The 19,225-nt window shown below is 69.8% G+C and carries 17 protein-coding genes and 1 pseudogene; 8 read left to right on the top strand and 10 right to left on the bottom strand.

What is annotated here, in order from left to right; genetic code table 11:
- Positions 1-16: 16 nt before the first annotated feature.
- The gene (locus ACFCYE_RS12165; protein ID WP_376179067.1) at positions 17-1,252 is read right to left on the bottom strand and encodes an acyl-CoA dehydrogenase family protein; all 1,236 of its coding nucleotides are present in this window, start codon (positions 1,250-1,252) and stop codon (positions 17-19) included.
- Positions 1,253-1,307: 55 nt separating this feature from the next.
- A complete protein-coding gene (locus ACFCYE_RS12170) occupies positions 1,308-1,970 on the bottom strand; it encodes a TetR/AcrR family transcriptional regulator (RefSeq protein ID WP_376179068.1) in 663 nt (220 codons plus the stop codon).
- A 130-nt stretch (positions 1,971-2,100) separates the two neighbouring features.
- Between ACFCYE_RS12170 and sucC the strand changes: the two genes are divergently transcribed.
- A complete protein-coding gene (gene sucC / locus ACFCYE_RS12175) occupies positions 2,101-3,267 on the top strand; it encodes an ADP-forming succinate--CoA ligase subunit beta (protein WP_376179070.1) in 1,167 nt (388 codons plus the stop codon).
- A gap of 18 nt (positions 3,268-3,285) precedes the next feature.
- Entirely contained in the window at positions 3,286-4,188 is a 903-nt protein-coding gene (gene sucD, locus ACFCYE_RS12180) for a succinate--CoA ligase subunit alpha (RefSeq protein WP_264155480.1), read from the top strand.
- 145 nt (positions 4,189-4,333) lie between these two features.
- On the opposite strand, the gene ACFCYE_RS12185 is transcribed toward sucD, so the two are convergent.
- On the bottom strand, positions 4,334-4,903 hold the full coding sequence (locus ACFCYE_RS12185) for a TetR family transcriptional regulator (RefSeq protein WP_376179072.1): 570 nt from the start codon (positions 4,901-4,903) through the stop codon (positions 4,334-4,336).
- Positions 4,904-4,981: 78 nt separating this feature from the next.
- On the opposite strand from ACFCYE_RS12185, the gene ACFCYE_RS12190 reads away from it, so the two are divergent.
- On the top strand, positions 4,982-5,389 hold the full coding sequence (locus ACFCYE_RS12190; RefSeq protein ID WP_376179074.1) for a VOC family protein: 408 nt from the start codon (positions 4,982-4,984) through the stop codon (positions 5,387-5,389).
- Positions 5,390-5,451: 62 nt separating this feature from the next.
- Here the strand turns inward: ACFCYE_RS12190 and ACFCYE_RS12195 are convergent, their stop codons facing one another.
- A complete protein-coding gene (locus ACFCYE_RS12195) occupies positions 5,452-6,876 on the bottom strand; it encodes an NCS2 family permease (RefSeq protein ID WP_376179075.1) in 1,425 nt (474 codons plus the stop codon).
- 90 nt (positions 6,877-6,966) lie between these two features.
- On the opposite strand from ACFCYE_RS12195, the gene ACFCYE_RS12200 reads away from it, so the two are divergent.
- Genes ACFCYE_RS12200 through purH form a run of 3 tightly spaced genes read left to right on the top strand, consistent with a single transcriptional unit; the run spans position 6,967 to position 10,628 of the window.
- A complete protein-coding gene (locus ACFCYE_RS12200; protein ID WP_376179076.1) occupies positions 6,967-8,397 on the top strand; it encodes a DUF6350 family protein in 1,431 nt (476 codons plus the stop codon).
- A gap of 9 nt (positions 8,398-8,406) precedes the next feature.
- Entirely contained in the window at positions 8,407-8,994 is a 588-nt protein-coding gene (purN, locus tag ACFCYE_RS12205; protein WP_376179078.1) for a phosphoribosylglycinamide formyltransferase, read from the top strand.
- Positions 8,995-9,020: 26 nt separating this feature from the next.
- Positions 9,021-10,628: a bifunctional phosphoribosylaminoimidazolecarboxamide formyltransferase/IMP cyclohydrolase gene (gene purH / locus ACFCYE_RS12210; RefSeq protein WP_376179079.1), complete on the top strand. Its 1,608-nt coding sequence runs from the start codon at positions 9,021-9,023 to the stop codon at positions 10,626-10,628.
- Positions 10,629-10,656: 28 nt separating this feature from the next.
- Here the strand turns inward: purH and ACFCYE_RS12215 are convergent, their stop codons facing one another.
- The 6 genes and pseudogenes from ACFCYE_RS12215 to ACFCYE_RS12240 all read right to left on the bottom strand — a co-directional run bounded on the left by ACFCYE_RS12215 (position 10,657) and on the right by ACFCYE_RS12240 (position 16,864).
- Positions 10,657-11,646 (bottom strand): ATP-binding cassette domain-containing protein, encoded by a 990-nt coding sequence (locus ACFCYE_RS12215; protein ID WP_376179080.1) that lies wholly within the window; start codon positions 11,644-11,646, stop codon positions 10,657-10,659.
- An 85-nt stretch (positions 11,647-11,731) separates the two neighbouring features.
- A pseudogene (locus tag ACFCYE_RS12220) lies at positions 11,732-12,364 on the bottom strand (ABC transporter transmembrane domain-containing protein); the annotation flags it as partial.
- Positions 12,283-13,956, bottom strand: a complete 1,674-nt coding sequence (locus ACFCYE_RS12225) for an ABC transporter ATP-binding protein/permease (protein WP_376179081.1) — start codon at positions 13,954-13,956, stop codon at positions 12,283-12,285. The gene ACFCYE_RS12225 and the pseudogene ACFCYE_RS12220, both read right to left, overlap by 82 nt.
- 3 nt (positions 13,957-13,959) lie before the next feature.
- The gene (locus tag ACFCYE_RS12230) at positions 13,960-14,970 is read right to left on the bottom strand and encodes an ABC transporter substrate-binding protein (RefSeq protein ID WP_376179082.1); all 1,011 of its coding nucleotides are present in this window, start codon (positions 14,968-14,970) and stop codon (positions 13,960-13,962) included.
- Positions 14,967-15,764: an ABC transporter ATP-binding protein gene (locus ACFCYE_RS12235; protein WP_376179083.1), complete on the bottom strand. Its 798-nt coding sequence runs from the start codon at positions 15,762-15,764 to the stop codon at positions 14,967-14,969. Before ACFCYE_RS12235 ends, ACFCYE_RS12230 begins: the two co-directional genes overlap by 4 nt.
- Positions 15,761-16,864 (bottom strand): FecCD family ABC transporter permease, encoded by a 1,104-nt coding sequence (locus ACFCYE_RS12240; RefSeq protein ID WP_376179084.1) that lies wholly within the window; start codon positions 16,862-16,864, stop codon positions 15,761-15,763. Before ACFCYE_RS12240 ends, ACFCYE_RS12235 begins: the two co-directional genes overlap by 4 nt.
- Before the next feature lie 129 nt (positions 16,865-16,993).
- On the opposite strand from ACFCYE_RS12240, the gene ACFCYE_RS12245 reads away from it, so the two are divergent.
- Positions 16,994-18,475: a DNA-3-methyladenine glycosylase 2 family protein gene (locus ACFCYE_RS12245; protein ID WP_376179085.1), complete on the top strand. Its 1,482-nt coding sequence runs from the start codon at positions 16,994-16,996 to the stop codon at positions 18,473-18,475.
- A complete protein-coding gene (locus tag ACFCYE_RS12250) occupies positions 18,472-18,966 on the top strand; it encodes a methylated-DNA--[protein]-cysteine S-methyltransferase (RefSeq protein WP_376179087.1) in 495 nt (164 codons plus the stop codon). The genes ACFCYE_RS12245 and ACFCYE_RS12250 overlap by 4 nt, the downstream gene beginning before the upstream one ends.
- Positions 18,967-19,225: the final 259 nt, after the last annotated feature.

Here is a 19,225-nt window from a genome sequence, read left to right on the forward strand (position 1 = left end):
ACGGGTCTCGCCGCGCTCAGGCGAACGCGCTCATCCCGGTGATGTCGCGACCCAGCAGCAGCGCCTGCACGCTCTCGGTGCCCTCGTACGTGTGGATCGCCTCGATGTCGGCCATGTGCTGGATGACGCCGTTCTCGAGCAGGATGCCGTTGCCGCCGAGCACATCCCGCGCGGTCGACGCGACCCTTCTGGCGGCGCGCGTGTTGTGGAACTTGGCGAGCGAGGCCTGCGTCGGCCGCAGCGCACCGGCCGTCTCGAGATCGGCGAGCCGCCGGCAGTACAGCTGCATCGCGGTGAGGTCCTCGAGCATGTGCGTCAGGCGTTCCTGCACCATCTGGAATTTCGCCAGCGGCTTGCCGAACTGCACGCGCTGCATCGCGTACGACAGCGCCGCCTCGTAGCAGGCCGTGGCGTGGCCGAGCGCCGACCATGCCACGCCGGAGCGGGTGGCGTACAGCACCGTCGACGCGTCCTTGAAGCTGCGCGTGCCAGGGAGCACCGCGTCCAGCGCAACGCGCACGTCGTCGAGGCGGATCAGCGCCTGATGGATGCCGCGCAGCGACCCCTTCCCCGGAATCACGGTTCCGGTGTATCCGGGCGTCTCCTGCTCGACGAGGAAGCACCGCACCGCACCGTGTTCGTCGGCATCAGGGTCGTCGATCCGTGCCCACACGAACGTGATGCCGCCGGACGCGCCGTTGCCGATCCACTTCTTGGCACCGCGGATGACCCATTCATCGCCCTCGCGCCTCGCCACGGTCTCCAGCGACACCGAGTCGGAGCCGTGATCCGGCTCGGTGAGCGCGAAGGACCCGAGCACCGAGCCGTCGGCCAGCGCCGTCAACCATCGTGCCTGCTGCTGGTCGCTTCCGAACAGGGCGAGCGTGCGCAGCGCGAGTCCGCCCTGCACCGCGAGGACGGTGCCGAGCGAACCGTCGCCACGCGAGATCTCCATGTTGACCAGCCCGGCGGCCAGAGGCGAGATCCGCGTGAGCGCCGGGTGATCGATGCCGTCGACCACCAGGTCCATCTCGCCCATGCGCCGCGCGACGTCCAGCGGATAGTCGCCGCGGTCCCAGGCATCCGCCATGCGCGGGCCGACCTCGTCGATGTACGCCTTCGCGCGATCCCATGCGGCACGGTCGGCGGCGGGGATGTCGTCGAAGACCGCGTAGTAGTCGCTGTCGCGGCGACCGGTCGTGTCATAACCGGTCACGCGCTCGCCGGGGAAGGATGTGGCTTCATCGCTCATGCGCGCCACTCTACCGCGCAGCGGCACTCGGTTTCACGCTGCGGGGCACCCAGTCTCAACCGAGCTGCGCTCCGAGGCGCCGGGTGATCTCCGCCGTGGGCATCGACCGGGGGAAGACGGCGACGACGACGTCGTCCGATGCGGAGTCCACGGCATCCGTGCCGACACCGTAGCGGCGACGCACATCGACCAGCGCGGTCTGCAGCGTCGACACCGGCACCTTCTTCGTCTCGCGCAGCAACCGGCGCAGCACGTGGTTGTGCACGGCCGTGACGAGCGCGGCGAAACCGACGGCATCCAGCGGGTCGATTCCGGGCAGAGCGGAACGCAGGTACTCGTCGAACAGGCGCTCGTAGCGGAACACCGTGATGATCTCGCGCTCGCGCAGCGCCGGCACCTGCCGGACGATCTGATAGCGCTGCCGCGCCATCTCGGGATCATGCGCGAAGTGCGCGTAGACCCGCTCGGATGCTTCGCACACCGCCGCCCATGGGTCGTCGTGGCCCTCGGCCAGGAACCCGCGCAGCTCGGTCAGCAGCACCTCATGATCGGCGAAGACCACGTCCTCCTTGCCGCCGAACTGGCGGAAGAACGTCGAGCGGCTGACACCGGCGGCCCTGGCGATCTGCTCCACGGAGGTCTGGTCGTAGCCCTGCGCCTGGAACAGTTCGAGCGCTGCGGCGACGACGGCGGAGCGCGGTTCTGCGGATTCGTGCATAGCGAGAAGCCTAGACCGGCGCGAAAGGCTGATGACAGACGGTAGTAGGCTGTTGGATCGGGTCGATTCATCTATCGGCAACCGACATTCTTGTCGCGTCCCACCCGCCGCAACCAGCGAAGGACTGCACGTGGATCTCTACGAGTACCAGGCACGAGACCTTTTCGAGAAGTACGGGGTGCCGGTTCTCGCCGGCATCGTCGCGGACACTCCTGAGGAGGTGAAAGCGGCAGCCGAGAAGATCGGCGGTGTGGTCGTCGTCAAGGCTCAGGTCAAGACCGGTGGCCGCGGCAAGGCCGGTGGCGTCAAGGTCGCGAAGACCCCGGACGAGGCCTACGAGGCGGCCAAGGCGATCCTCGGCCTCGACATCAAGGGCCACGTCGTCAAGCGCGTCATGGTCGCGCAGGGCGCCGCGATCGCCGAGGAGTTCTACTTCTCGGTGCTGCTGGACCGCGCCAACCGCTCCTACCTGTCGCTCTGCTCCGTCGAAGGCGGCATGGAGATCGAGCAGCTCGCCGTCGAGAAGCCCGAGGCGCTCGCGCGCATCGAGGTCAACCCGCTGACGGGCATCGACAAGGACAAGGCGATCGAGATCGCCCGCGCCGCGAACTTCCCCGAGGACCTCGTCGAGAAGGTCGCCGACGTCTTCGTGAAGCTCTTCGAGGTCTACAAGGGCGAGGACGCCACGCTGGTCGAGGTGAACCCGCTGGTGCGCACCGAGTCGGGCGACATCATCGCCCTGGACGGCAAGGTCTCGCTCGACGAGAACGCCTCCGAGATCCGCCACCCCGAGCACGAGGAGCTCGAGGACAAGGACGCAGCGGACCCGCTCGAGGCCAAGGCCAAGAAGAGCGGCCTGAACTACGTCAAGCTCGACGGCCAGGTCGGCATCATCGGCAACGGCGCAGGACTGGTCATGTCCACGCTGGACGTCGTCGCGTACGCCGGTGAGAACCACGGCGGCGTGAAGCCCGCCAACTTCCTCGACATCGGCGGCGGCGCCTCTGCCGAGGTCATGGCCAACGGCCTGGACGTCATCCTCGGCGACCCGCAGGTCAAGAGCGTGTTCGTGAACGTCTTCGGCGGCATCACGGCGTGCGACGCGGTCGCAAACGGCATCAAGGGCGCGCTGGAGACGCTCGGCGCCACGGCATCCAAGCCGCTGGTCGTCCGCCTCGACGGCAACCGCGTCGAGGAGGGGCGCGCGATCCTCGCGGAGTACGCGCACCCGCTCGTGACCCTCGCGGCCACCATGGACGAGGGCGCCGACAAGGCCGCTGAGCTGGCGAACGCCTGAGACGAAGGAATCAGAGAAATGTCGATCTACCTCAACAAGGACTCCAAGGTCATCGTCCAGGGCATCACCGGCGGCGAGGGCACCAAGCACACCGCTCTGATGCTGAAGGCCGGCACGCAGGTCGTCGGCGGCGTCAACGCCCGCAAGGCCGGCACGACGGTCTCGCACACCGACAAGGACGGCAACCCCGTCGAGCTGCCCGTCTTCGGCTCCGTCGAAGAGGCCATCAAGGAGACCGGCGCCGACGTGTCGATCGCCTTCGTCCCCGGCGCCTTCACCAAGGCAGCGATGATCGAGGCCATCGACGCCGAGATCCCGCTGCTGGTCGTCATCACCGAGGGCGTTCCCGTCGGCGACAGCGCCGAGGCCTGGGCGTACGCGCAGTCCAAGGGCAACAAGACCCGCATCATCGGCCCGAACTGCCCCGGCATCATCACCCCCGGTGAGGCGCTCGTCGGCATCACGCCGGCGAACATCACGGGCAAGGGCCCGATCGGCCTCGTCTCGAAGTCGGGCACCCTGACGTACCAGATGATGTTCGAGCTGCGCGACCTCGGCTTCTCCACCGCCATCGGAATCGGCGGCGACCCCGTGATCGGAACGACGCACATCGACGCGCTCGCCGCATTCGAGGCCGACCCCGAGACCAAGGCGATCGTGATGATCGGCGAGATCGGCGGCGACGCCGAGGAACGCGCCGCGGATTACATCAAGGCGAACGTGACGAAGCCGGTCGTCGGCTACGTCGCCGGCTTCACGGCACCGGAGGGCAAGACGATGGGCCACGCCGGCGCCATCGTCTCGGGTTCCGCCGGTACCGCACAGGCGAAGAAGGAGGCCCTCGAGGCCGCCGGCGTCAAGGTCGGCAAGACGCCGAGCGAGACCGCCGCTCTCATGCGAGAGATCGTCGAGTCGCTCTGACGCGGTAAGCTGTAGACGAAGGCCCGGGCTCCACCCCGGGCCTTCGTCATATCCGGGGTCGTCTCGAACCGCGCGCCGTGTCGAGAAACCGGCAACCGTGCGCGCGGTGGGTTCCCGAGTCGAGAACGGTTCTGCTGCGGCGGCGCTAGCGGATGCCGTCGAGCAGCCCGTCCAGCGCTTCATGAGCGGCGGCGAGTGCTCCGGTGTCGGCCTGGTGGCGGGAGAGCCAGAGGGCGAGTTCGTTCATCGCACCGGACAGCGCGGCCGTCATCGCATCGACGAGGGCGGCCGAGACGCCGGCGTCTGCGAGTCCGGCGCGCAGCTCCGCCTCCGGGCCTGCAGCATCCATGCGCCGCCAGTCGTCCCAGCTGAGCACCGCGGGGCCGTCGACGAGCAGGATGCGCGCGGCGTCCTCGCGCGTGATCGCATCGAGGAAGGCATGGCTGCCGTCACGCAGTGCATCTGCGGGCCTCGAACGCGCGGTCGCGGTCGCGATCGCATCGGCGATGCCCCGCTGCTGTGCTGCGGCGACGGCCGAGAAAAGTCCCCTTTTCGACGCGTAGTGGTGGTAGACCGCACCGCGCGTCACGCCGGCGGTGCGTGCGATCTCGTCCACGGATGCCGAGGCGAACCCGCGATCGGCGAAATGAGCCGTGGCGACCTCGAGGATCCGCCGTGCGGTCTCGGCGGCATCGGCGGCACTGGCTCTGGGCATCGGGCTTCCTTTACGTGCGTCGTGTATGTATCCTAACCGGAGTCCGATACAAACATGTTGTATGTAAAAGAGGGAGTCATGGAGATCACGAGTTTCTACCCGGTCCTGATGGTCGAGGACCTCCCCGCGAGCGTGCGCTTCTACCGTGAGGTGCTCGGCTTCGAGACGACGTTCGAGGCCGACTGGTATGTGAGCATGCGCTTCGACGGCGGCGAGTTCGCCGTGCTCGATCACCGGCACGAAAGCATCCCGGTCGGTTTCCGCGAGCCGGCTCGAGGGCTGCTGCTGAACGTCGAGGTTTCCGATGCCGTCGCAGAGTACGCTCGCCTCGTCCGCGAGCTCGGTCTGCCGGAACGCCTGTCCTTGCGGGATGAGGCATTCGGGCAGCGGCACTTCATCGTCGAGGCGCCGGGCGGGGTGCTGCTGGACGTCATCGAGCCGATAGAGCCGGCGCCGGAGTTCGCCGCCGCCTACGCGGTCGGCTGAGCAGCACGAGACGACGGAGGGTCGGATGCCGAAGCATCCGACCCTCCGTCGTGACCCTGGCCTCAGACGACGCCGAAGGCAGCCTCGATCGGGCCGCGGGCGAAGAACAGCACGAAGCCGATGCCGACGATCCACAGAAGCGGATGGATGGTCTTCGCCCTGCCGGACAGAGCGTTCACGACGATCCAGCTGACGAAGCCTGCGCCGATGCCGTTGGCGATCGAGTAGGTCATCGGCATGACGGTGATGGTCAGGAACACCGGAAGCAGCACGCGGAAGTCGCCGAAGTCGATGTGCTTGATCTGCGACAGCATCATGGCGCCCACGAGCACGAGCGCCGCGCCGGCGATCGCGCCGGGAACCAGTGCGGTGAGCGGTGTGAAGAACATCGCGAGCAGGAACAGCCCGCCCGTGATGACGGTCGCGAAGCCGGTGCGTGCTCCTTCGCCGATGCCCGCGCCGGACTCGACGAACACCGTGGCGGAGGACGACGAGGTCCCGCCGCCGACGATCGCGCCGACGCCTTCCACGACCAGTGCCGACTTGATCCGCGGGAAGTCGCCCTTCTCATCGGCGAGGTCGGCCTCCTTGGCGAGGCCGGTCATGGTGCCCATCGCATCGAAGAAGTTCGAGAACACCAGAGTGAACACGAACATCACCAGGGCGACGAAGCTCACCTTGGCGAGGTCGAATCCGAAATCGACCTTGCCGATGAGGCTGAGATCCGGCAGTCCGACGATGCCGCCGGAGAAGTCGAACCCGAGACCCTCGACCTTCCAGATGAGGTTGATGAGCGCGCCGATGACGGTTCCGCCGACGAGGGCGATGAGGATCGCGCCCTTGACGCGCAGAGCGATCAGCACGCCGCCGAGCAGCAGCGTGATGACGAACAGCAGCGTCGGAACGCTCGCGACGGATCCGCCAACGCCGAGGTCGACAGGGGGAGACGGGTTGCCGGTCGCCGTGACGAAGCCGGCGTTCACGAACCCGATGAAGGCGATGAACAGGCCGATCCCGACGGTGATCGCGAGCTTGAGCTGCACCGGAACCGCATCGAAGATCATCTTGCGCAGTCCGGTGGCGGCCAGCAGCACGATCACGATGCCGTTGATCATCACCAGCGCCATGGCTTCGGCCCACGTGACGGATCCGACCACGGAGAACGCCACGAACGCGTTGATCCCGAGACCGGCGGCGAACGCGAACGGCAGGCGGGTTATCACGCCGAACAGCACCGTCATGACGCCGGCCGTGAGTGCCGTCGCGGCGGCGACGGCCGGACCGGGCAGCGTATCGCCGGCGACGTCGGGCGTGGCGAGGATGATCGGGTTGAGGATCACGATGTACGCCATCGTCACGAAGGTGACGATGCCACCGCGGATCTCGGTGCCGATCGTCGATCCGCGTCTCGAGATCTCGAAGAACCTGTCGAGGGCGTTCTTCGGCTCCGCAGACGGGGTCTGTGCAGGGGCAGGGGCAGTTGTCATCGGGGGACCTCCGCAGAAACGTTATCGTGTGGCGGGCATCGCGCGCGCCCTCGGTGCTCTGTCGGGAACTCGTCGTAGTCTCGTTGAGTCATGCAACGCCTCCTCGTCGCGCTCCTCGCCGCCGTCGATGCCGCCATCGCGGCCGCCGTGGGGCTGGTCGTGCTGCTCGCGCCGCTGACCCTGCTGTGGACATTCGCCTTCGGTGCTCGTGCCGACTGGGGAGCGCTCTGGCCGGCGGCCGGGATCCTGTGGCAGTTCGGGCACGCCGTTCCTCTGGACATCTCGCTCTCCGACGAGGTGCTGGTCGCCGTGGGCATCGGAGCGGATGCCGCGGCATTCACGCTCTCCGTCGCGCCGATCGCGTTCCTCCTGTGCACGCTTCTCGCCGCGGCGAGGTCCGGGCGCAGGGCCGCTCGCGCCGGCGCTTGGGGAACCGGAGTGCTCGCCGGTTCGGTCGTGTTCGCCGCCATCGCGGTCGGCGTCGCCTCGACCGCGCACGTCGCGGGCGTCGCAGCCGGCCCGGTGATCGGCGTCCTGCTCCCGGCCGGGTTCTACCTGACAGGTGCCCTCGGTGGCGCCGTGGTCGAGGCGTGGCGCGACGGCGACGGCGACGGCGGCCTCGTCGACCGCGTCCATGACGTGGTGGACGGCTGGGGTGACTACGGACCCGCCGTCACCGAGGCGGTGCGAGGCACCGCGATCGTCGCCGTCATCCTCACGGGCATCGGCGCGCTGTCGGTCGCGCTCTCCGTGCTGGCGCGCGGAAGCGAGGTCGTCACCCTGTTCGAAGCGGCGCGCGTCGACGCGCTCGGTGCGACCGTCATCACGCTCGCGCAGCTGGCCTATCTGCCGACGGCCGTCGTCTGGGCGGTCTCCTGGCTCGCCGGCCCCGGTTTCGCCGTCGGTGCCGGAACGGCGGTGTCGCCGGTCGGCACGCAGCTCGGTGTCGTCCCCGGCGTCCCGATCTTCGGACTCATCCCCGAGAACAGCTCCATCTGGATGCTCATCGTGATCCTGATCCCGGTCGGCGCCGGTGCTGTCGCCGGCTGGATGGTGCGCTCGCGCCTGGTGTGGGAGCAGACCGCGCTCGGATGGGCACCGCGCGCCGTGATCGCCGGTGGCATCGCGTTCCTGTCGGCAGTCGTCGCAGCACTCGCCGCGCTGCCCGCATCCGGATCGATCGGACCAGGCCGCCTGGCCGAGGTGGGGCCGCACCCCGGATGGTTCGCGCTGGCCATCGGCCTCGAGGTGCTGGTCGGTGCGGGCATTCTGCTGCTGTCGCCGCGCAACCGGGACGAACTCGCCGAAGAGCGCACCGATCGCTGGACCGCTCAGATGGGCATCTCGCCGGTCGAGGTCGATGAGCCGATCACCGCACCCCACCCTGCCGGGTCACGTCGCGCCTCCGCGTCGCGCCCGACGGATGCCGTCCCCGGCGACCAGGACGAGACCGCGCCCATCGAAGAGTCCGAATTCTTCCGCGGACGCACCGGCGACGGCGGCACCTCGGACCGCCGGTAGACTGACCGGGTGCTCACGGTCGCCGTCCTCATCTCGGGCGCGGGTTCCAATCTCCGGGCCCTCCTCGAAGCCGCTCGTCACCCCGATTTCCCCGCTCGGATCGTCGTCGTCGGCGCCGATCGCGACGCCGACGGGCTCGCGCACGCGGAGGAGTTCGGCATCCCGAGCTTCTCGGTGCCGTTCCGCGCGTTCGCGACGCGCGACGAATGGGGCGAGGAGCTCGGACGGCAGCTCGACGTGTGGTCACCCGATCTCATCGTGCTCTCCGGGCTCATGCGGCTGCTGCCCGCCGCCCTGGTCGCGCGCTACGCGCCGCACATCATCAACACGCATCCGGCGTACCTGCCCGAGTTCCCCGGCGCGCACGGGGTCCGGGACGCTCTCGCAGCAGGGGTCACCGAGACGGGCGCCAGCGTGATCGTCGTCGACGACGGCGTGGACTCCGGTCCGATCCTCGCCCAGGAGCGCGTTCCGGTGCACCCCGGCGACACCGAGCACAGCCTGCACGACCGCATCAAGCCGGTCGAGCGACGCCTCCTGATCGACGTCGTCCGTGCCATCGCGGTCGGCGACATCGATCTGACCTCCGCTTCCTGAACACCCGACGCACGAAGGAGCCCTCCATGGCCGGCCCCCGCCACGATCCCACTCTCTACCGTGACCGCGACGTCGTGCCGATCCGGCGCGCACTGGTGTCGGTGAGCGACAAGACCGACCTGCTCGCGCTCGCGGAAGCGCTCGCGGCCGCCGGGGTCGAGATCGTCTCGACAGGCTCGACAGCGGCGACGATCAGGGATGCCGGGTACGACGTCACCGACGTCGCCGCCGTCACCGGCGTCGCCGAGATGCTCGACGGTCGGGTCAAGACGCTGCACCCCAGCATCCACGGCGGCCTGCTCGCCGACCTGCGCCTCGCGGATCATGAGCGTCAGCTGGCAGATCTGGAGATCGCGCCGTTCGAACTCGTCGTCGTGAACCTGTACCCGTTCGTCGAGACGGTCACCTCCGGTGCCGTCGGCGACGACGTCGTCGAGCAGATCGACATCGGTGGCCCTGCGATGGTGCGCGCATCGGCGAAGAACCACGCGAACGTCGCCATCGTCGTCTCCCCGGAGTCCTACCCGGCCATCATTGACGCCGTCGCCGCCGGCGGCACCAGCTTCTCGCAGCGTCGTGAGCTGGCGGCCCGCGCCTTCGCGCACACCGCCGCGTACGACACCGCCGTCGCGGCCTGGTTCGCCGAGGGGACGCTGTCGGACGGCGGCGAGCTGCCGGCTCACCTGACGATCAAGGCGGAGCGCCTGACCACGCTCCGCTACGGCGAGAACTCCCACCAGCGCGGCGCGATCTACTCGCGCGTCGGCGGACACGGCATCGCTCAGGCCGTGCAGCTGCAGGGCAAGGAGATGTCCTACAACAACTACGTCGACGCGGATGCCGCGCTGCGCGCCGCGTTCGACATGGTGCTCCCCGCCGTCGCGATCGTGAAGCACGCCAACCCGTGCGGCATCGCGACCACGGCGCCCAACGCCCTCGACCCGATCGCCAGCGCGCACCTGCGTGCGCACGAGTGCGACCCGGTTTCGGCGTACGGCGGCGTGATCGCCGCGAACGGCACGGTGACGCTGAAGATGGCCGAGAACCTCAAGGACATCTTCACCGAGGTCATCGTCGCGCCGGCGTTCGAGCCTGCGGCACTGGAGGTCTTCAAGGCCAAGAAGAACCTGCGTCTTCTGCAGCTGCCGGCCGATTGGCGTCAGGAGCAGATGGACGTGCGCCTGGTCTCCGGCGGACTGCTGCTCCAGGACGCCGATCGGTTCCCCGACGACATCGAGTCCGTCGCGAAGAACTGGGAACTCGTCTCCGGCGAGCGTCCGGCGGACGACGAGATGCAGAACCTCATCTTCGCGTGGAAGGCCTGCCGTGCGGTGAAGTCGAACGCGATCGTGCTCGCCAAGGGCAACGCGACGGTCGGCATCGGCATGGGCCAGGTCAACCGCGTCGACTCCTGCCGACTCGCGGTCGAGCGGGCGGGTGACAGGGCAGCCGGTTCCGTCGCGGCCTCCGACGCGTTCTTCCCGTTCGCGGACGGACCCCAGGTGCTCCTGGATGCCGGCATCACGACGATCGTGCAGCCCGGTGGTTCGGTGCGCGACGAGGAGGTCGTCGCCGCGGCCAAGGCCGCAGGCGTCACGATGTTCTTCACCGGAGAGCGTCACTTCTTCCACTGACCCCGCGTGGGACGTCCAGCGGCCTCGATCAGATCGGCAGCCGCACGACCCGGTCGGCGGCGGCGATCGTCGTCGGCCGGTGCGCCACCAGGAGGATCGCGCTGGTCGATCCCCTGAGCAGCTCGAGGACGGCCGCATCGGCATCATGATCGAGGGACGCCGTGGCCTCGTCGAGCACGAGTACGTGCGGTTCCCTCAGCAGGGCGCGGGCGATGGCGACGCGTGCGCGCTGACCGCCCGATAGGCCGACGCCGTATTCGCCGACCGGCGTATCCAGTCCACCGGGGAGACCCGCCGACTCGGAGAGCAGGCCGGCGCTCAGCGCCGCGCGCCGGACGTCCGCCTCAGTCGCTTTCGGGGCGCCCAGGACGATGTTGGATCTGATCGTCCCGCGCAGGACCGGCGAGGACTGCGGCACGACGGAGACGAGGCGCCGCATCTCGCGATCGGGCAGCGCGCGCACGTCGACCCCGTCGATGCGCACCATCCCCGCATCCGGGTCCCACAGGCGGAGCGCCAGGCTGGTCGCCGTCGTCTTGCCCGCGCCGGACGGGCCGACGAGAGCGACCGTCTCACCGGGCCGCACCGTCAGATCGAAGCCGTGCAGCACCGGCATCGCGCTGTCGTAGCCGAAGCGCACGCCGTCGAACACGAGCCCCCGCTCCGTCGACCATGAACTGTCGTCGCGGTCGCCGCCGATGATGACGTCCTCCACGGCCGGCGGCTCGTCGAGGGCATCGACGATCCGGGCGGCCGATGCGCGCAGGGCACCGACGCTGCGCAGCAGATCCAGGATCTGGGCTGCCGGTCCGAGTCCCGCGACGGAGACGGCGACCGCCAGCGGCAGCAGAGACGGATCGAGCTCTCCGCCGGCGACGACGGCGATTCCGATGGCGCCGATCGCGGCGCCGGAGAAGATCAGATCGGCGATGCCGCGCTCGAAACCGAGGCGGGAGGCGTCCTTCACCTGAATGCGGGCGAGCGCACGGACGTCGGCGGCCAGCCGCTCGTGCTGCATCGAGCGCGTCAGCTCCGCGGAGATCGCGCACGCCGCGGATCGTGTCGAGCAGGTCGGAGCGGACGTCGGCCGAGCCCTGTGCGAGCGCATCGCCGTGGCGCCGCGCCATCCGCTCCGTGACGAGGGGGACGAGGACGCCGGCGGCGAGCAGGGGGATCCACACCACGAGCAGGAGCGGATCGATCATCACCGAGACGACCGCACTGACGGCGAGCACGCAGCCGGCGGAGATCGTCTGGGCGACGGTGTGGGCGTACAGCCATTCGAGGGTCTCGATGTCCGCGACGAGCGTGGACACGAGATCCCCGGTGCGACGACGCTCACGCCGTGAAGGCAGTGCGCGACGCATCGCGTCGAACACGCGGCTGCGCAGCACACCGATCAGCCGGTACGCCAGGTCATGCGACACCCACGACTCGCGCCAGGTCGCGGCGGCCGCGAGCACGCAGATCGCACCCAGCGCTGCGGCGACGGATCCCTGGTGCACGTCCCCGCCGGCCAGAGCGCGTCCGACGACGGCGGCGAGTCCGAGGGCGATCGCCAGAAGGGCGGCCTGGACCACGGTGCTCCACAGCACCGTCTCGATGAACGGCCGCCGGTGGGTGGCGATGATCGGCAGCAGCCGTGCGATCGACTTCACGCGGGTACTCCGATCGTCGCCCGTCGCGGAGGGCCGTCGCCGCCCGCGGTGACGCGCCCGTCCCGCAGCGAGATCCATCGATCGGCATGCCGGCAGGCGCTCTCCCGGTGGGCGATCACGATCGTGGTGCGAGCCGGATCGTGAGCGGCGATGCCGTCTACGACGCGGCGTTCGGTGTCGACGTCGAGCGCGGCCGTCACCTCGTCCAGCACGAGCACCGGCGTGTGCGCGAGCAGGGCGCGCGCGATCGCGAGCCGTTGGCGCTGACCGCCGGAGAGCTGCCCGCCGTTCTCGGTGAGGACGGTCTCGTATCCGTCCGGCAGCGCGCGGATCATGTCATCGACATCGGCCGCCCTGGCGGCCCGCACGATCTCGTCCTGGGTGGCGTCCGGGCGGTGCAGACGCAGATTGTCGCGCACGCTCCATGCGAACAGGACGGGATCCTGCGGGACGACGGCGATGCTGCGCGCGCGCGCTCGTCGCGTGTAGTCGCGCAGGGGGATGCCGCCGATCAGGATCTCGCCGCCGTCGGGATCGACATCACGCGCGAGCAGGCGTCCGAGCGTGCTCTTGCCCGATCCGGACGGCCCGAGCAGAGCGAGAGTCTCGCCGCCGAGTACTTCGAGCGATACCTCCTGGACGCCGCGGTCGCCGCCGGGATGCCGATACGAGACAGCGCGGATCTCGACGCCCGCGCCACTGGTCGCCGGCGTGTCGACCGCGCCGGTCTCGGCCACGACCGCTCGCGCGGACAGCAGACGGTCGAGACCGTCGACGGCGGCGAGCCCGACGTAGCCCGCATGCCAGTGCGCGCCCAGGTCGACGAGGGGGCGGAAGCTTTCCCGAGTCAGCAGCAGCACGGCGATCGCCGTGAACGAGGGGGCGCCGGTGAGAACCGCGCCGACACCGGCGATCACGGCGAGCACCGTTCCGAGCTGCATCACCAGCGCGCTGAAGCCGCTCTCGATCAGAGAGACGCGCATCTGCCGCATGGTCGACGCGCGAAGCGCCTCGGCCCGCTGCGTGAGCGCGGATCCCGTCCGCTCGGCCGCACCGAATGCCCGCAGCAGCGGCACCGATTGCAGCGCCTCGACGTAGTCGGCGGACAGCCGGGCGAAGGCGCTCCACCGCGCCCGCCCGTTACGCAGCAGGAGCGCGTCCCAGAACCGTGGAACGACCACTGCGGCGACGGTCGCGCACGCGAGGATCAACCCGGCCGTCGCATCGAGCCGCCACACCACCACGACGATCCCGGCCGGGACCAGCGCGACCACGATCAGTTGCGGCAGGTAGCGCGTGTAGTACGGATCGAGCCCGTCCACGCCCTCGATCACCGTCGCGGCGGTGTCTCCTGCGCGGCGGTCGGCCTCCGACATGACCGCCATGCGCTCCAGGAGCCGGCGACGGAGTCGGATGCGCACGCCCGCACCCACCTTCGTGGCGAGCGGCTCGCGCAGCCACACGAGCACCGCGCGCGCCAGCGCGATGGCGACGAGCGCCGCCACGGCTGCTCCCGGGGCGGCGGCGCCGTGCGTCAACGCGGTGATCACCCCCGCCATCGCGAAGGCGAACGCCACGTGCAGCGCCGAGACGAGGATGCCGATCGCGGCGAGTACGGCGATGGCGCCGGGCACCGCCCCCGCGACCTGCAGCAGGCGTCTGTGGATCATGGCTCAGAACGCCTCGGGGTAGAGCCCCTCGGCGATCTGGCGGACGGCGCTCACATTGCCCAGGGTGCCCGGGAAGACATCCGCGCTGGAGACGGCGATGAGACGCCCCTCCCGCACGGCGGGGAGGTCGGGGAACGTGCTGGTCAGATAGTCGCGCACGGCGGACTCGTGGTTCTCGTCGTACACCGTGAACACGAGCGCATCCGGCGCTTCGGCGGCCAGCGACTCCGGGGTGATGGCGGCGGCGAAGAAATCGGCGAAGGCCGGCTGGTCGGGGGAGAACACGTTGTCGGCGCCGGCGAGTGCGAGGATGTCGTATTCCACGCCGGCGCCGATGGCCGACAGAGTCGTGCCTTCGACGTAGACCTGGGCGACGCGCAGCCGATCGACGTCCTCGATCGCGTCGGCGACGACAGCGAGATCGGCCCGCGCCTGCGACACGAGCTGATCGGCCTCGGCCCGCACGTCGAAGATCGCTCCGAGGTTGTCTATGTCCGTGAACAGGTCGGCGACCTCTCCGGTCATACGGCGATCCGAGCATCCGCCGGTCGCCACGTAGACGGCAGAACCTGCCTGATCGAGCTGCTCGATGCTCGCGAACCCCTGTTCGGCCGTGAACTCGTACGTCGTGGGCGAGTAGACGAAGTCGGGCTGCACGGAGAGCAGATCCTCCCGGCTGGGCGGCATGGCGCCGCCGATGACCGGAACGTCGGCGGCGAGGTCCGCGACGTCGGCGGGAAGCGCCTGTGCGGCGGCCTGCGCCTGGCCGACGAGGCGATCGGCGACCCCCAGACGAAGGAGCAGCTCCGTCTGGGACGGATGCATGCCGACGACGGCATCCGGAACCTCGTCCACGACGAAGTCGCGGCCGCAGTTCTGCAGGCTCACCGGTTCGCGTCCGTCATCGGTGCCGGTGGCGGCCGGGGCGACGGCGGATCCGCATCCGGCGAGCAGCAGGGCGCCCGCGGCGAGGAGGGAGCTCACGGCGAGGCGGCGAGGAGTGATCGTGGTCATGTGTGCAGTCGGCTTTCTCTCGGGGTGGTCAGAGCGGACGGGGCGCGGAATGAGAGCACGCGGTCGTCCGTATCGGTCAGCAGGCGAGCGTCGACATCGAACGCCGTCCGGATCAACTCGGGAGTGAGGACCTCGGCGGGCGGGCCGGCCGCGAGCACGCGTCCGTCGACGAGGACGACGACGCCGTCGCAGTACTGCAGCGCCAGGTTGAGGTCGTGCAGGGCGGCGATCACCGTCCGGTCGAGGCCGCGGATGATGGTCATCAGGTCGATCTGATGACGGATGTCGAGGTGGTTGCTCGGCTCGTCCAGCACGATCACGGGAGTCTGCTGGGCGAGGGCCCTGGCGAGCATGACGCGCTGGCGCTGGCCTCCCGAGAGCGTCCCGATCATCCGATCGGCCAGGTCGTCGACGCCGACGCTCTGCATGGCCTGATCGACGACTTCCAGGTCGTGCGAGGACTCCCGACCGAGCGCGCGACGATGCGGTGACCTGCCGAGCAGCACGAGCTCGTGCACCGTCAGGTCGAAATCGGTATGCGGGTCCTGCAGCATGACTGCGACGGCGCGAGCGGCCTCGCGGCCCGTCATCCCGGCGATGTCGACGTCACCGAGATGCACGCTCCCCGTCCGCGGCCGCACGGCGCGGTAGAGGGTGCGCAGCAGGGTCGACTTTCCGCTGCCGTTCGGCCCGAGCAGACCGACCACGGCCCCCGACTCGGCGGTCAGCGACGCCTCGTGCACGACGTCTCGACCACCGAGCGCCACGGTGACGCCGTCGAACCGCACCCTCATCGGCTCAGCCCCGCCCGTGTGGCGCTGCCGCGGCGCATCAGCCACAGGAAGAACGGCGCGCCGACGAATGCCGTGAGGATGCCGAGGGGAATCTCGGTCGGTGCGGCGACCGTGCGCGCGAGCAGGTCGGCCAGCATCAGGAACACCGCACCTCCCAGCACCGTGACCGGGAGCATCCTGCGGTGATCGGCGCCGACCGCGATACGAGCGATGTGCGGCACGACGAGCCCGACGAAGCCGATCCCGCCGGCGACGGAGACGATCGCGCCCGTGAGCAACGACGCCAGGATCAGCATGAGCGCGCGCAGCCGGGTCGGGTCGACCCCCAGCGAGGTCGCCGATTCGTCGCCGGTCATCAGCGCGTTCAGCGGGCGGGCGAGGGCGGCGGCCGCGATCGCGGCGACCCCGAGAGCGAGCGCCGGGCCGATCAGACTGGACATGGTCGCCGCTGAGACGCTGCCCAGCAGGAAGAACAGGACGCTGACCACGTTCTGGGCATCCGTGGAGATCGTGAGATAGCTCGTGATGGCGCTGAACAGAGTGCCGAGGGCCACACCCGACAGGATCATCCGGGTGGGGGAGAGCGTGCCGCCCTGGTAGGCCATGGCGGCGACGCAGGCACAGGCCGTCACCGCGCCGATGAAGGCGGCGATGTTCAGCGACAGTCCTCCCAGGGCCGCTGAGCCGAAGACGATCACGAGGACCGCCCCGACGCTGGCGCCGGAGGACACTCCGAGGATGTAGGGCTCCGCCAGCGGGTTGCGCACCGTGACCTGCATGAGCGCGCCTGCGAGGGCGAGGCCGGCGCCGGCGAGCCCGGCCAGCAGCGAACGGGGGAGTCGGAACTGCCACACCGCCTGATCCTGCAGCGGGGTCAGGCTGCCGTCGGTCATCCACGGCATCCCCGGCACGAGGTGCCCGAGGATGATCTGCGCCGACTGCAGCGGGTCGACGCTCACGGTGCCGACCGCGCATGACACCACCAGGAGCGCGACGGCGGACACGCTGAGTCCGATCGTGAGGGCGCGGGCGCGGCGGGCCAGTCGTCGTCCGGGGTGGGAGACCACGGACGTGGTTCTGCCCGTTCCAGGGGCCGTCATCGGGAGAGCATGCACAAGCGCTCACCTTACTGAGAATGATTCTCGGTATCAACTCGGGTCGAATCCGCCGTGCACCGCCATGTCCGATTTCCGCGTGCGGGCGATATCCGGACGTGTCAGAGTTGAGGCATGAGCCTCCCCGTGATGAGTTTCGATGAGCGATACCGGGCGATCGATGCGCGCGACGTCCGCTTCGATGGACAGTTCGTCACGGCCGTGCGATCGACAGGGATCTACTGTCGTCCGAGCTGCCCGGCGCGCACGCCCAAGCCGGAGAACGTCACGTTCTTCCCGACCAGCGCTGCGGCCCACGAGGCCGGCTACCGTGCGTGCAAACGCTGCCTCCCGGAGGCAGCACCTGGCTCGCCCGAGTGGAACCTCCGTGGCGACGCCGCAGCACGAGCGATGCGCCTGATCGCCGACGGAGTCGTCGAACGGGAGGGTGTGCCGGGGCTCGCCGCGCGACTGGGATACTCCAGCCGTCACCTGACCCGGCTGCTCACCACCGAACTCGGCGCCGGTCCGCTCGCCCTCGCCAGGGCGCATCGTGCTCACACCGCGCGGATGCTGCTGGTCGGCACGGACATGCCGATCTCCGATGTCGTGTTCTCCTCAGGCTTCGCCAGCATCCGGCAGGCCGGTGACACGATCCGCGAGGTGTTCGGCATGACACCGAGCGAGCTGCGCGCCCGTCGCCACCGCACCGGCGTGTGCGCGCCAGGTGAGATCGACCTGCTGCTTCCGCATCGTGAACCGCTTGACGCGGCAGGCGTCTTCGCCTGGATGTCTGCTCGGGCCCTCCCCGGCATCGAGGCGTCAACGCCGACCTCCTTCGCCCGCCACCTGCGGATGCCGGGCGGCCCGGCGTGGTTCGAGATCCGCGAACAGGAGGGGCGACTGCGCCTGCGTGCGCGCGTCAGCCGGCTCGGCGACCTCACACCGCTGGTCGCGACCGCGCGTCGGCTGTTCGACCTGGATGCCGACCCGATCGCGGTGGACGCCGCGCTCTCGAATCACCCGGAGCTCGCAGCCGCGGTCGCGCGCACACCGGGCATCCGTGTCCCCGGCGCCGCCGACCCGCACGAGATGCTCATCCGCGCCATGGTCGGCCAGCAGATCACCGTCGTCGCGGCGCGCACGGCCCTCACGGCGCTCGCCGAACAGCTGGGCGAGCGAGTGGACGACGGCATCCTCTTCCCGACGATGACGGCGATCGCCGAGCACGGCGCCGAGGTCCTGCGTGGACCAGGCGCGCGAATCCGCGCGATCACGAACGCCGCGGCGTCCCTCGCCGACGGGACGCTCCGTCTCACCGTCGGCGACGACGCCATGGACCAGCGTGCGGCACTGCTCGCCATGCCGGGCATCGGACCCTGGACCGCCGACTACGTCGGAATGCGCGTGCTCGGCGACCCGGACGGCTTCCTGCCGGGCGACGTCGCCGTCCGGGCTGGCGCCGCGGCGCTCGGCCTTCCCTCCGACCCGGCCGGTCTGACGGCCTGGTCGACCCGCGCTGCGCCGTGGCGCAGCTACCTCACCGCTCACCTGTGGCGGGCTGCACCCGTGCGTCCGACACGAATCCGCTCGTACCGAATCGAGGAGACCTCATGACCGCGATCATCCAGACCATCGACACGCCGGACGGCGCGTTCACGATCCTCGCGGACGAGACGCAGCGCGTGCTCGCATCCGGCTGGACCGGGGAGCACGACGAAATCCTCACCCGGCTCGCGGTGCGCAACCGCCCCGAGCAGGTGCGCATCGGGACGACGGACGCCGCTGATGCCGCCCTGGCCTACTACGGCGGCGACCTCGGCGCCATCGACGAGGTCCGCGTCGCTCAGTTCGGCACCGAGATGCAGCTGCGCGGGTGGGCGGCGCTGCGGCGCATCGATGCCGGGGCCCCGTTGACCTATACGGGGTTCGCCGCGGCGCTGGATCAGCCGAGCGCCGTGCGCGCAGCGGCATCCATCTGCGCCCGCAATGCACCCGCGCTGTTCGTGCCCTGCCACCGGGTGCTGCGCACCGGCGGATCGCTCGGCGGCTTCGCCTGGGGCCTCGACGTGAAGCAGTCCCTGTTGGCTCGAGAGGCGGCGGCCTGATCCGTCCTCCGGGGTGACACGAGTCAATTCAGTGGTCGAAAGTCTTGCACCCAGCGGGTTCACAGGCATAGGCTGGTGGGCTGTCGCACCGACCGGGCGGCAGCCCACCACCCCGAGGAGGACATCATGATCTCGATCGCCGTCGCACAGGTGTCCGCTCCGGGTATTCGCGTAGCGACCTGCCGCGGGTAGATCCTCCTCCTCGATCTCCGTTCTCCCGCCGTCACGATCACGCTGTCGGCGCTCTTTCGTCACCTCT

This window comes from Microbacterium sp. NPDC056234, from assembly GCF_042267585.1.
Classification (GTDB): domain Bacteria; phylum Actinomycetota; class Actinomycetes; order Actinomycetales; family Microbacteriaceae; genus Microbacterium.